Here is a 13,478-nt window from a genome sequence, read left to right as displayed (position 1 = left end):
CGTCATGGCTGACAATCAGTCGTCGCGAAGGGGCGGGCGGCCCAACGTCTTCCAGGAGGAGCTGTCCGCCGTACTCGATGGGGCTGACGCATGGAACCACGTCGAGCCGGTGTTCTGCGGTCGGGTGGGCCCGGACGAAGAAGTCTGCGTGGACGTCACCGGCCACCCCAGCTTCCACCACGCCGCTGGCGTCGGCGGCCTCAGCTGGGGCGACGGCGACAAGTGATCACGTCCACCCGGGGTTGGTCAGACCAGGCTCCTCTTCGGAGGGCGGCTTCCCGCCACTCGCCCTCCAACGTGACCGAGACCTCGTGCGGTTCGTCTTCGACGAATTTTTCTCGCGAAGGGAGCCTTGGTTGACCATTAGCAGACGAGAATTCGGGCCATCGTGATCACGGCGTTGGCGGGACCGGTGGGCCGCCGGTAGCCTGCCGTTGTGGGCAAATTCATTGCGATTTTCAACGGCGCTGCTGACGAGGTCAGCAAAACCAAGATCACCGAATAGCAGCAGACCGAGTTCATCCAGGACTGGGCGTCATGGGCGCAGGCCAACGAGAAAGCGCTCATCGACCCCGGCGCCCCACTGAACGCGAAAAAGCTGGTCACCGCGCAGGAGGTCGAAGAGTTCACCGACTCCATGACGGGCTATGCCATCGTGGAGGCGGATTCGCACGACGAGGCAGTGCAAATCTTCTCCGGGCACCCGCACCTGACACTATTCGCCGGAAACTCGATCGCAGTCCTGCAGTGTCCGTCGCCGCCCGGCTGATACTCCAGCCTGCTGGAGTGCTGATCTGCTCGATGCAGCGTCAACGAACTCGGGGCCGCGGCACCAGTGACGACATCCTTGAGGACTACCCGACGCTGAGCCACGAGGACATCGTCGCCGCGCTACGGTTCGCCGCAGCAGCAGTCGACGAACGCGAGCTTCCCCTCCGGATGGCCGCGTGAGGTTCCTCATCGACGAGTGCCTGTCGGTACGCGTTACGTCTCTGCTCGTGACGGCTGGACACGACGCGGTGCATGTCGTGGAGCGCGGGTTGGGGGGCTCGTAGAATCTTCGGATGGCCTCTCCCGCCGACGTGAGCAGCAGCACCGACCTGACCAGCGCCGACCTGAGCATCGCTGAGGTGACCAGCGGCGACGCGCCCACCGGGGAGAAGGTGACGGCGGCGCTCGACGTACTGCAAAGGATCTTCGGGTACGACGCCTTCCGTGGTTTCCAGCGCGAGGTGATCGACCACGTGGTGGCCGGCGGCGACGCGCTGGTGCTGATGCCGACCGGCGGCGGCAAGTCGCTGTGCTATCAGATCCCGGCGCTGGTACGCGACGGTGTCGCGGTGGTCATCTCGCCACTTATCGCGCTGATGCAGGACCAGGTGGACGCGCTGACCGCGGTCGGTGTGAAAGCCGGCTTCCTCAACTCCACGCTCGACCTGGACACCCGCCGGCTGGTCGAGGCGGAGTTCGTGGCCGGCGAGATCGACCTGCTCTACCTCGCGCCGGAGGCACTGGCCAGCCCGGCCACGCTCAGCCTGCTGGACCGGGGCCGGATCAGCCTGTTCGCCATCGACGAGGCGCACTGCGTGTCGCAGTGGGGGCACGACTTCCGCCCGGACTACCTGAATCTGTCGATGCTGCACGAGCGCTGGCCGGGCGTGCCCCGGATCGCGCTGACCGCCACCGCGACAAGCGCCACCCGGACCGAGATCGCCACCCGGCTCCAACTGGCCGAGGCCCGGCACTTCGTGGCCAGCTTCGACCGGCCCAACATCCAGTACCGGATCGTGCCGAAGCGGGAGCCGCGCAAGCAACTGCTGGCCCTGCTGCGCGACGAGCACCCCGGCGACGCCGGGATCGTCTACTGCCTGTCCCGGGCCTCGGTGGAGAAGACCGCCGATTTCCTGGTCGCCAACGGCATCGACGCGTTGCCGTACCACGCCGGCCTGGATCCGGCGACCCGCGCCGCCAACCAGCAGCGTTTCCTGCGCGCCGACGGGGTGGTGATGGTGGCGACGATCGCGTTCGGCATGGGCATCGACAAGCCGGACGTACGCTTCGTCGCCCACCTTGACCTGCCGAAGTCGGTCGAAGGCTACTACCAGGAGACCGGCCGGGCGGGCCGGGACGGACTGCCGTCGACGGCCTGGCTGGCGTACGGGCTCCAGGACGTCGTGCAGCAGCGCAAGATGATCGACACGTCCGAGGGCGACCTGGCCCATCGGCGTAACCTCGCCGCCCACCTGGACGCGATGCTGGCGCTCTGCGAGACGGTCCGCTGCCGCCGCGCGCAGTTGCTGGAGTACTTCGGCGAGCCGGCCGGCGGCGGCTGCGGCAACTGCGACACCTGCCTGGAGCCGCCCGAGTCGTGGGACGGCACGGTTGCCGCCCAGAAGCTGCTCTCCACGGTGTACCGGCTGGACCGGGAACGCAATCAGCGCTTCGGTGCCGGGCACTGCATCGACATCCTGCTCGGCCGCAGCACCGACAAGATCGTTCAGCATCGGCACGATTCGCTCACCGTCTTCGGCATCGGCGAGGAGCTGAGCGAGGCGGAGTGGCGCGGCGTGGTGCGGCAGTTGCTCGCCGAGGGGCTGCTCGCGGTCGAGGGCGACTACGGCACGCTGGCGCTCACCGACGCCAGCGCCGAGGTGCTCGGCAAGCGGCGTACCGTGATGATGCGCCGCGAGCCGGCCCGCCCGGCGCGCGCCGCAAAGCCCCGGGGCGCGGCCACGGTGGTCGCCGAGCTGCCGCCGGAGGCGGCCGGCACCTTCGAGCGGCTGCGCGCCTGGCGCGCGGCGACCGCCAAGGAACAGGGCGTCCCGGCGTACGTCATCTTCCACGACGCCACGCTGCGCCAGATCGCCACCGACAACCCCACCACCCTGGCCGCCCTCGCCCAGATCAACGGCGTAGGCGAGAACAAACTCGCCAAGTACGGCGACCAGCTCCTCACCGTCCTCTCGGATTGACCATGAAGTTGTTGCCGCGACACGCCGGGCAGTGTGGCAACAACTTCATGATCAACCGGCGTCTGCGGGTGGAGGGTTGAGGGCGGTGAGGATGGTCTGGGCGGTGCGGGGGCCGATGCCGGGAACCTCGGTGATCTCGTCGACCGTCGCCGCCGACAGGCGCTTGAGGGAGCCGAAATGGCGTAGGAGGGCCTTGCGGCGGGTCTCGCCCAGACCGGGGATGTTGTCCAGGGCCGAGGTGGTCATCCGCTTGGAGCGGCGCTGGCGGTGAAAGGTGATGGCGAAGCGGTGCGCCTCGTCGCGTACCCGTTGCAGCAGGTAGAGCCCCTCCGAGGTGCGCGGCAGGATGACCGGGAAGTCGTCGTCGGGCAGCCAGACCTCCTCCAGCCGCTTGGCCAGCCCGCAGAGCGCCACGTCGTCGATGCCCAGCTCGGCGAGGGCCTGCGCGGCGGCGGCCACCTGCGGCGCGCCGCCGTCGACCACCACCAACTGCGGTGGGTACGCGAACCTGCGCGGGCGCCCGGTGGTCGGGTCGACCCCGGGACGGTCCGGATCCGAGGCGGTCTCCTCGCCGATCTCGCCGGTCTCGGCGCGGGCGTCGAGATAGCGGGCGAAGCGGCGGCGCAGCACCTCGGACATCGCGGATAGGTCGTCGGTGGCACCCCGGACGATGAACCGGCGGTACTCGCTCTTGCGGGGCAGCCCGTCCTCGAAGACGACCATGCTCGCCACCACGTCGGTGCCCTGGATCTGCGAGACGTCGAAGCACTCGATGCGCAGCGGCGCCGTCCGCATGCCGAGCGCCTCGCTGATCTCGTCGAGGGCCTTGCTCCGGGTGGTCAGGTCGCCGGCCCGCTTGAGCTTGTGCCGGGCCAGCGCGTCCTTCGCGTTGCGCTCGACGGTCTCCAGCAGGGCGCGCTTGTCGCCGCGCTGCGGCACCCGCAGGCTCACCCGGCTGCCCCGGTGGGCGGAGAGCCAGTCGGCCAGGGCGTCGGCGTCGGCGGGCAACTCCGGCACCAGCAGCTCGCGCGGCACGTCGGTCTCGCCCTGCTCACCGCCGTAGACCTGGGTACAGAAGTGGTGCACCAGGTCGCCCAGGGTGAGGTCCTCGGTCTTCTCCACCACCCAGCCGCGCTGGCCGCGTACCCGGCCGCCCCGGACGTGGAAGACCTGCACCGCGGCTTCGAGCGGGTCGTCGGCGAAGGCGACCACGTCGGCGTCGGTGCCGTCGCCGAGCACCACCGTCTGCTTCTCCATCGCCCGTCGCAGCGCGGCGACGTCGTCGCGCAGCCGGGCCGCCCGCTCGAACTCCAACTCGGCACTGGCCTCGGCCATCTCGCGTTCCAGCCGGCGCACCATGGTGTCGGTGCGCCCGGCCATGAAGTCGCAGAAACCGTCGACGATCTCCCGGTGCCGCTGCGCGGTGACGCTGCCGACGCAGGGCGCCGAGCACTTGCCGATGTAGCCGAGCAGGCAGGGCCGGCCGACCTGGCCGGCCCGCTTGAACACCCCGGCCGAGCAGGTCCGCGCGGGAAAGACCCGCAGCAGCAGGTCGAGCGTCTCGCGGATCGCCCAGGCGTGTGAGTACGGCCCGAAGTAGCGCACCCCCTTGCGCTTGGCTCCGCGCATCACCTGCAACCGTGGGTATTCCTCGTCCAGGGTGACCGCGAGGTAGGGGTAGGACTTGTCGTCGCGGTAGCGGACGTTGAACCGCGGGTCGTACTGCTTGATCCAGGTGTATTCGAGCTGGAGCGCCTCGACCTCGGTGCCCACGGTGACCCAGTCGACCGCCTCGGCCGTGGTGACCATCTGCCGGGTCCGCTCGTGCAGACCCAGCAGATCGGCGAAGTACGAGTTGAGCCGGCTGCGCAGGTTGCGGGCCTTGCCGACGTAGATCACCCGACCGGTGCCGTCATAGAAGCGGTAGACCCCCGGTGACTCGGGGATGGTGCCGGCGGCGGGACGGTAGGTCGACGGATCAGCCACACTCCGAGACTAGTCGCCGCCCCCGACAGCCCAGATCACCCCGAGTTGGTCGATCTCGACACCGCTGCGCCCGAAGAAGCCGGCGAGTTCCCCGCCGGGCGGCGCGGTGAAGGTGACCGCCGCCGAGGTCGGGGTGCCGGCGGCCAGCGTACGGCCGAGGCTTGTGGTGAAGCGGGCGGAGAAGATCCGGGTCCGGCCGTCGCGCTGGCCCTGGGTCAGGGTGACCTCGGTGATCCGCTCGCCGGGGTGCAGGGTGAGGCCGACCGGGCTGCCGCCGGTGCCGCCGTGACCGAGGGTGGTGCCGTCGGCCAGGGTCAGGCCGATCCGGTCGAGGCGGGCGCCGCCGCGCAGGGCGATTGCGGTGACCCGGGGACCGACGGCGGCCAGGTCGGTGAAGGGGGTGCCGTGCGGGCCACCCCAGGTGTCGCTCTGCCGCAGCCCGGTGGCCAGGCTCCAGTCGAACCAGGCGGCGTGCGGATAGTGGTCGGAGAGGTGGTCGCCGGCCGGGTCGAGGAACCGGGCGTACTCGTTGTGGTAGCGGGTCAGGTCCAGCCGGACCAGGCGGCTGCCCCGATACAGGATCTTGTCGACCACCTCGCAGGCGTTCGTCAGATTGTCCGGATCGCAGGTCAACGCCGGGCTGCCGGCGGCCGGGGGCTGCCCGCCGCGCTCCTGCTCGACCCAGGCGTCGGTGAGCCCGTTGGCGCTGACCAGTTCGCGGATGTTGTCCCCGGTCCGGGTGTAGCGCACGTTGAGATCGCCCATCACCACCACCGCGTTGCCGGCGGAGTTGGTCGCGATGTAGTTCGAGAGCTGGGTGATGTTGGCCCGGCGGGCGGCCAGGTCGGCCTCGGTGCTGCCGGCGTTGGCGTGCACGTTGTAGAAGTCGACGAAGACCCCTTCGGCCAGCCGGATCCGCGAGTAGCTGAAGCCCTTCGGCGTCAGGCAGTCGGTGCCGTTGCAGCGGTTCCACTTCACCCGGGTGAAGGCCGAGTACGGCACGTTCGACATCGTGTTGAGACCGTCGCCGAAGGGCACGCCGCCGCTGGTCGGGGTGCGGTGCGGATGCCGGTCGGTGGCGTACAGGTCGGCGTGGTAGTTGAAGTCCTCCTGCACGTGCACGATGTCGTACGCGTTGACCCGCTCGCCGATCGGACGGGTGTTCACCGACGGCCGGCCACCGGAGAGCGGTTCGGGCAGGCCGGCGATGTTGTAGGTGAGCACCGAGAACGCGCCCGAAACGGTGGCGGCCGGCGCACCCGCAGCCACCGTGGCGGGGTCGGTCGGGGCGGGGTTGGCTGCGGGCAGCACCGCGGCGAGCAGCGCCGTGGCGGTGAGCAGGCGGATGTCGATCATCGGGGAGCGTCCCTTCTCGACGAGGCGGTCGACGGGCAGGCCGATTGATGTCTTCCAATACCGGGCGGGGAAGCTTACCATCCAGTAACTGAATGTTCTTCATGTAATGATCCGCCCGTTGATCCCCCGTCCACAGAGGATCGCCATGCCTGGTCATACCGCCGCCCGCCGGCTGCTCGCCGGGGCGACCGGCGCCATCGCCGTCGCCGCCCTGCTCGTCGCCGTACCGACCACCGCCACCGCCACCACGACCACCACCGCACCGGCCGAGAACGCCCTCGCCGTCGACGTCGCAAGCGCCTTCGCCGGCAACGACTACTGCCTCGGGGAATGCTCGGAGATCCTGCCGCCCGGCCAGAACGGCAACGCCACCCTGGTCGAGATCCTGGGCAACCAGGCACTCGGCACGCTGCCCCGGCACTCCGCCGACCAGCTCGACAAGTACGCCAACCTGGTCTACGGCTACGCCGGCCTGCGCGAGGAGCAGATCGGTACCTTCTTCCACGACGCCTCCTTCGGCGTCGCCCCCAACCAGGTCGAACGCGACTACTCCCCGCGCTCCGACGTGCGGATCGTGCGGGACCGGGTGGCCGGCATCCCGCACATCACCGGCACCACCCGGGGCGGCACCATGTACGGCGCCGGCTACGCCGGAGCCGAGGACCGCCTCTTCACCATGGACCTGCTGCGCCACGTCGGCCGGGGCACACTCACCTCCTTCGCCGGTGGCGCGCCCGGCAACCGGGCCCTGGAACAGAGCGTCTGGCGTACCTCGCCGTACACCGAGGCGGACCTGGCGGCCCAGGTCGAGGCGCTGCGGCGCAAGGGTGGAGCGCGCGGCGAGCAGCTCTACGCCGACGTGCAGGAGTACATCGCCGGGGTCAACGCGTACATCCGCACCTGCATGGCCAACCGCAACTGCCCAGGCGAGTACGTGCTGACCGGTCACCTCGACGCGATCACCAACGCCGGTGGCCCGAAGCCGTTCACCATGACCGACCTGATCGCGATCGCCGGCGTGGTCGGCGGCCTCTTCGGCGGCGGAGGCGGCACCGAGATGCAGTCCGCGCTGGTCCGCATCGCCGCCCGGGCCAAGTACGGTCCGGTCGAGGGCGACCGGGTGTGGAACGGCTTCCGGGGCCAGAACGACCCGGAGACCGTGCTGACCCTGCACGACGGGCAGAGCTTCCCCCACGGCGACGCCTCCCCCGACGCCCTCAGCGTGGTGCTGCCGGACGCCGGCTCGGCCCGAGTCGAGCCGATCGTCACCGACCCGACCGGCTCCGCCACCGCCACCTCGACCTCGAACCGCGCCTCGGAGTTGGCCGCCGCGCTCTCCGGGCTGACCATCGACCCCGCGCACCGGGGCATGTCCAACGCGGCGGTGATCTCCGCCGAGCACTCGGCGTCCGGCCACCCGATCGCGGTGTTCGGGCCGCAGACCGGCTACTTCTCCCCGCAACTGCTGATGGTGCAGGAGTTGCAGGGGCCGGGCATCAGCGCCCGGGGCGCCGCCTTCGCCGGGCTCAACCTCTACGTGCTGCTCGGCCGGGGCCAGGACTACGCGTGGAGCGCCACCTCGTCCATCCACGACATCACCGACACGTACGCGGTGCCGCTCTGTGCGCCCGGGGGCGGCACGCCGACGCTTGCCAGCAACCACTACCTGTTCCGCGGCCAGTGCCTGGCGATGGAGGAGCTGTCGCACGTCAACAGGTGGTCACCTACCGTCGCCGACAGCACCCCGGCCGGGTCGTACAAGCTGGTCGCCTGGCGGACCAAGCTGGGCCTGGTGGCCTGGCGCGGCACCGTCGGCGGCCGGCCGCACGCCTTCACCCAGCTGCGCTCCACCTACGGGCGGGAGGCCGACTCGGCGATCGGCTTCCAGATGTTCAACGACCCGACCCAGATGGGCACCGCAGAGGCGTTCCTCACCTCGGCCCACAACGTCGAGTACGCCTTCAACTGGTTCTACGTCAACTCCACCCAGTCGGCGTACTTCAACTCCGGACTCAACCCGGTACGCGCCGCCGGCAGCAACCCGAACCTGCCGATGCGGGCCGAGCGCGCCTACGAGTGGCAGGACTTCGACCCGGAGGCCCGCACCGCCCGGTACGCCCCACGCTCCGCCCACCCCCAGTCGATCGACCAGGACTACTACATCAGCTGGAACAACAAGCAGGCCAAGGACTTCGGTGCCGCCGACGGCAACTTCAGCTTCGGCGCCGTACACCGGGGTGACCTGCTGGACAAGCCGGTGAAGGCGGCCATCACGGCGGGCCGCAAGTTCGACCGGGCCACGCTCACCGAACTGGTGCAGCGGGCCGGCCTGACCGACCTGCGCGGCGCCGAGGTGCTCGGCGAGCTGATCCGGGTGCTGGAGAGCCAGCCGGTCACCGACAGCGCGCTGACCGCCGAAATCAACCGGTTGAAGGCCTGGCGGCAGGCCGGCGCGCTGCGGGTGGAGACCACCAAGGGCAGCAAGGTGTACCAGCATGCCGAGGCGATCCGCACCTTCGACGCCTGGTGGCCGCTGCTGGTCAGGGGCATGTTCCGCGACCCGCTCGGCCCGGACCTCTACCAGTCCCTGATCAACACCCTTCAGGTCAACGAGTCCCCCTCCGGGCTCCAGCAGGGCGACGTGTCGAACCTGCCCTCCTCGGCGAACGGCGCACAGACCCACAAGGGTTCGGCGTTCCAGTACGGCTGGTGGGGCTACGTCGACAAGGACCTGCGGGCGGTCCTGGGTGACCCGGTCGCCGGCGGTCCGGGGCGTACCTTCTGTGGCGGCGGCAACCTCGGCTCCTGCCGGCAGGTCCTGCTCGACACCCTGCGCACGGCGGCGAACACGCCGGCCGCCACCACCTACCCCGGCGACGACAGCTGCGCCGCCGGTGACCAGTGGTGCGCCGACGCGATCATCCAGTCCCCGCTGGGCGGCATCAAGCACGCCACCATCGCCTGGCAGAACCGCCCCACCTACCAGCAGGTGGTCTCGTTCCCGGCCCGGCGCGGCGCCGACCTGACGAACCTGGCCGCCGGGCGGCCGGTGGCCGCCTCCAGCAACCAGCTCGGCAACGGTGCCGCCCGGGCCGTCGATGGTGACCTGGGCACCCGGTGGGCCAGTTCCTGGTCCGACAACCAGTGGATCCGGGTGGACCTGGGCAGCGTCCGGCAGGTCGGCCGGGTGGTCCTGGCCTGGGAGGCGGCGTACGCGCGGTCGTACCGGATCGAGGTCTCCACCGACGGGACGACCTGGCGCCAGGTCTGGTCGACCACGGCGGGTGACGGCGGCACCGACGTGCTCGCCTTCGCTCCCCAGCAGGCCCGCTACGTGCGGATGACCGGCCTGACCCGGGCCACCTCCTACGGCTTCTCCCTCTGGGAGATGTCCGTCCACGCCCACTGAGGTCGACAGGTGGTGGCCGGGATCCGTTGATCCCGACCACCACCGTCAGGCGTCTCTCCTGGTCAGGCGAGCGAGATCTGGTCGCCTTCGACCTTGACGTCCTTCGCCGCGAGCGGCGCGGGGGACGGCCCCGACTGCACCGAACCGTCCGCGATCGAGAACCTGCTGTTGTGGCAGACGCAGTTGATGGTGCCGCCGTCGACGTTCGACACGTTGCATCCCTGGTGCGGACACTTCGGGTCGAAGCCCCGGAACTCCCCCGCCGAGGGCTGGGTGATCACGATCCCCTGGGCGGCGAGCACGGCACCCCCACCGACCGGGATGTCGGCGGTCCGGGCCAGGGACTGGCTGCCCTGCCGGTCGCCACCGCCGGCGTCGCCGGTGCCCGTCACGGCCGGACCCGGGCTGGTCGGGGCCGCGCCGTCGTCCTCCCCGCCGCCGCAGGCGGCCAGCACCGCCGCCGCACCGGCGGCACCCGCGCCAGCCAGCAGCACGCGGCGGCTCCGGCCCGCTCCTCCGGTCACCAACTGGTCGTCAGTCATCCGCACACCCTTTCTCGGCTACCACCGTGCCTGCTCCGTGGTTACCTTTTCTCAACACGGACCACTCTGCCCGGCGGTTCACCCGATCGACCACCGCAGGCGCTGCGGCGACCTGCCCTCAACGGGCGGCGGCGGCCTTGCGGCCACCGCGCGCCTTGCTGCCGGTTGCCCTGGTGCCGTTCGCCTTGCCGCCGTTGGCCTTGATGCCGTTCGCCTTGGTCGCCCGGGCGGTGGCCGCCGCCGCACCCTTCGCCGCGCCGTCGAGCTTGAGCACGGTACGCAGGAACTGCCCGGTGTGGCTCTCGCTGACCTCGGCGACCTCCTCGGGCGTGCCGGCGGCGAGCACCGTGCCGCCCCGGTGGCCGCCCTCGGGCCCCATGTCGATCAGCCAGTCGGCGCTCTTGATCACGTCGAGGTTGTGCTCGATCGTGATCACCGTGTTGCCCTTGTCGACCAGCCCCTCCAGCACCAGCAGCAGCTTGCGGATGTCCTCGAAGTGCAGGCCGGTGGTGGGCTCGTCGAGCACGTAGACGGTCCGCCCGGTGGAGCGCTTCTGCAACTCGGAGGCGAGCTTGACTCGCTGCGCCTCACCGCCGGAGAGGGTCGGCGCCGGCTGACCCAGGCGTACGTAGCCGAGGCCCACGTCGACAAGCGTCCTGAGGTGCCGGTGGACGGCGGGGATGGCGGAGAAGAACTCGGCCGCCTCGTCGATCGGCATGTCCAGCACGTCGGCGACGGTCTTGCCCTTGTAGTGCACCTCCAGGGTCTCCCGGTTGTAACGGGCACCCTTGCAGACCTCGCACGGGACGTACACGTCGGGTAGGAAGTTCATCTCGATCTTGATGGTGCCGTCGCCGGAACACGCCTCACAGCGACCACCCTTGACGTTGAACGAGAACCGGCCCGGGCCGTACCCCCGGACCTTGGCCTCGGTGGTCTCGGCGAACAGCTTGCGGACGTGGTCCCAGACGCCGGTGTAGGTGGCCGGGTTGGAACGCGGCGTACGGCCGATCGGCGACTGGTCGACGCCGACCACCTTGTCGACGTTCTCCAGCCCGGATACCCGGGTGTGCCGGCCGGGCACCAGCCGCGCACCGTTGATCTGGTTGGCCAGCACCGCGTACAGGATGTCGTTGACCAGTGTCGACTTGCCCGAGCCGCTGACCCCGGTGACGGCGATCAACTGGCCCAGCGGGAAGCTCACGGTCAGGTTGCGCAGGTTGTGCTCGCGCGCCCCGTGCACCACCAGCTCCCGCCCCGGGGTCTGCGGCCGGCGGCCCTGCGGCGTCGGGATCTCCCGGCGCCCGGCCAGGTACGCCCCGGTCAGCGACTCCGGGTTCGACAGCAGCGCCGGCACCGAACCGCTGTGCACGATCCGGCCACCGTGCTCGCCGGCGCCGGGGCCGATGTCGACGATCCAGTCGGCGGTGCGGATGGTGTCCTCGTCGTGCTCCACCACGATCAGCGTGTTGCCCAGCCCACGCAGCCGGACCAACGTCTCGATCAGCCGGTGGTTGTCGCGCTGGTGCAGGCCGATGGAGGGCTCATCCAGCACGTAGAGCACGCCGACCAGGCCGGAGCCGATCTGGGTGGCCAGCCGGATGCGCTGCGCCTCGCCGCCGGAGAGGGTACCGGCCGGCCGGTCCAGGGAGAGGTAGTCCAGGCCGACGTCGAGCAGGAACCGCAGCCGGGCATTGATCTCCTTGAGCACCCGCTCGGCGATCAGCTTCTGCCGGTCGGTCAGCTCGATGCCGGCCAGCAGATCGGCGCACTCCCCGACCGACAGGTTGCAGACCTCGGCGATGCTGTGCCCGGCCAGGGTGACCGCGAGCACCTCGGGCTTGAGCCGGGCGCCACCGCAGGCCGCGCAGGGCACGTCGCGCATGTAGCCCTCGTACTTCTCCCGGGACCACTCGCTCTCGGTGTCGGAGTGCCGGCGCTCGATCCACTGCACCACGCCCTCGAAGCCGGTGTAGTACGAGCGCTCCCGGCCGTACTTGTTGCGGTAGCGCACGTGCACCTGGTCGTCGGAGCCGTGCAGGATCGTCTTCTGCGCCCGCGACGGCAGCGCCCGCCACGGCGTGTCGATGTCGAAGTGCTCCGCCTCGCCGAGCGCCTCCAGCAGGCGCAGGAAGTATTCCAGGTTGTGCCCGGTCGACCAGGGCTGGATGGCGCCCTCGCGCAGGGTGCGCTCCGGGTCGGGGATCACCAGTTCCGGGTCGACCTCCTTCTTGGTGCCCAGGCCGGTGCACTCCGGGCAGGCGCCGTAGGGCGCGTTGAAGGAGAAGACCCGGGGTTCCAGGTCCTCGATCGCCAGCGGGTGGTCGTTGGGACAGGCCAGGTGCTCGGAGTAGCGGCGCTCGCGACCCGGGTCGTCCTCGGGCAGGTCGACGAAGTCGAGCAGGACCAGGCCGCCGGAGAGGCCGAGCGCCGCCTCGACCGAGTCGGTGAGCCGCTGCTTGGCGCTCGGCTTGACGCTCAGCCGGTCGATCACCACCTCGATCGTGTGCTTCTCCTGCTTCTTCAGCTTCGGCGGGTCGGTGAGCTGGTGCACCACGCCGTCGACCCGGGCCCGCGCGTACCCCTTGGCCTGAAGTTCGGCGAAGAGGTCGACGTACTCGCCCTTGCGGCCCCGGACCACCGGGGCGAGCACCATGAACCGGGTCCCCTCGGACATCGCCAGGACCCGGTCGACGATCTGCTGCGGGCTCTGCTTGGAGATCCGCTCGCCGCAGACCGGGCAGTGCGGCTCACCCACCCGGGCGAAGAGCAGCCGCAGGTAGTCGTAGACCTCGGTGATGGTGCCCACGGTGGAACGCGGGTTGCGCGAGGTCGACTTCTGGTCGATCGACACCGCCGGGCTCAGCCCCTCGATGAAGTCCACGTCCGGCTTGTCCATCTGGCCGAGGAACTGCCGGGCGTACGAGGAGAGCGACTCGACGTAGCGGCGCTGCCCCTCGGCGAAGATCGTGTCGAAGGCCAGGCTCGACTTGCCCGACCCGGAGAGCCCGGTGAACACGATCAGGGCGTCCCGGGGCAGGTCGAGGCTGACGTCACGCAGGTTGTGCTCGCGTGCGCCACGGATGATCAGACGGTCGGCCACGGTCCGTGTACTCCCGGGTGAGATGAGAAGGAAGATCTGTCCGCTTTTCGGATGACCTGAGCGGCCGTCCCAGCGGTTGTGCCAGCGCGGAGAGTGCGCCCCGGCAACTG

Annotated in this window: 10 protein-coding genes; 5 read left to right on the top strand and 5 right to left on the bottom strand. The window is 70.2% G+C overall.

The features are described 5' to 3' along the window. The first annotated feature begins 4 nt into the window (after window positions 1–4). Entirely contained in the window at window positions 5–226 is a 222-nt protein-coding gene (locus AC507J_RS18250) for a hypothetical protein (RefSeq protein ID WP_496290368.1), read from the top strand. A gap of 137 nt (window positions 227–363) precedes the next feature. On the opposite strand, the gene AC507J_RS18245 is transcribed toward AC507J_RS18250, so the two are convergent. Further along, window positions 364–630, bottom strand: coding sequence for a hypothetical protein (locus AC507J_RS18245; RefSeq protein WP_496290367.1), 267 nt, complete (start codon window positions 628–630; stop codon window positions 364–366). A gap of 171 nt (window positions 631–801) precedes the next feature. On the opposite strand from AC507J_RS18245, the gene AC507J_RS18240 reads away from it, so the two are divergent. The 3 genes from AC507J_RS18240 to recQ are packed head-to-tail and all read left to right on the top strand — an operon-like array spanning window position 802 to window position 2,972. Continuing rightward, a complete protein-coding gene (locus AC507J_RS18240; RefSeq protein ID WP_496290366.1) occupies window positions 802–951 on the top strand; it encodes a DUF433 domain-containing protein in 150 nt (49 codons plus the stop codon). Next, the gene (locus AC507J_RS18235; protein WP_496290365.1) at window positions 948–1,055 is read left to right on the top strand and encodes a DUF5615 family PIN-like protein; all 108 of its coding nucleotides are present in this window, start codon (window positions 948–950) and stop codon (window positions 1,053–1,055) included. The genes AC507J_RS18240 and AC507J_RS18235 overlap by 4 nt, the downstream gene beginning before the upstream one ends. Before the next feature lie 9 nt (window positions 1,056–1,064). Continuing rightward, window positions 1,065–2,972 (top strand): DNA helicase RecQ, encoded by a 1,908-nt coding sequence (recQ, locus tag AC507J_RS18230; protein WP_496290364.1) that lies wholly within the window; start codon window positions 1,065–1,067, stop codon window positions 2,970–2,972. Between the two features lie 51 nt (window positions 2,973–3,023). Here recQ and uvrC read toward each other — a convergent pair whose 3' ends face one another. Beyond that, window positions 3,024–4,958, bottom strand: coding sequence for an excinuclease ABC subunit UvrC (uvrC, locus tag AC507J_RS18225; RefSeq protein ID WP_496290363.1), 1,935 nt, complete (start codon window positions 4,956–4,958; stop codon window positions 3,024–3,026). 9 nt (window positions 4,959–4,967) lie between these two features. Beyond that, the gene (locus AC507J_RS18220; RefSeq protein WP_496290362.1) at window positions 4,968–6,314 is read right to left on the bottom strand and encodes a jacalin-like lectin; all 1,347 of its coding nucleotides are present in this window, start codon (window positions 6,312–6,314) and stop codon (window positions 4,968–4,970) included. A gap of 145 nt (window positions 6,315–6,459) precedes the next feature. On the opposite strand from AC507J_RS18220, the gene AC507J_RS18215 reads away from it, so the two are divergent. Then, window positions 6,460–9,723, top strand: a complete 3,264-nt coding sequence (locus tag AC507J_RS18215) for a penicillin acylase family protein (RefSeq protein WP_496290361.1) — start codon at window positions 6,460–6,462, stop codon at window positions 9,721–9,723. Window positions 9,724–9,785: 62 nt separating this feature from the next. On the opposite strand, the gene AC507J_RS18210 is transcribed toward AC507J_RS18215, so the two are convergent. Continuing rightward, window positions 9,786–10,265 (bottom strand): Rieske (2Fe-2S) protein, encoded by a 480-nt coding sequence (locus tag AC507J_RS18210; protein WP_496290360.1) that lies wholly within the window; start codon window positions 10,263–10,265, stop codon window positions 9,786–9,788. 118 nt (window positions 10,266–10,383) lie between these two features. After that, the gene (gene uvrA / locus AC507J_RS18205; RefSeq protein ID WP_496290359.1) at window positions 10,384–13,368 is read right to left on the bottom strand and encodes an excinuclease ABC subunit UvrA; all 2,985 of its coding nucleotides are present in this window, start codon (window positions 13,366–13,368) and stop codon (window positions 10,384–10,386) included. Window positions 13,369–13,478: the final 110 nt, after the last annotated feature.

The organism is Micromonospora sp. PRAS1, from assembly GCF_059553435.1.
The sequence above is the reverse complement of the archived record's forward strand: the minus strand, read 5'-3'. Positions and strand labels throughout refer to the sequence as shown.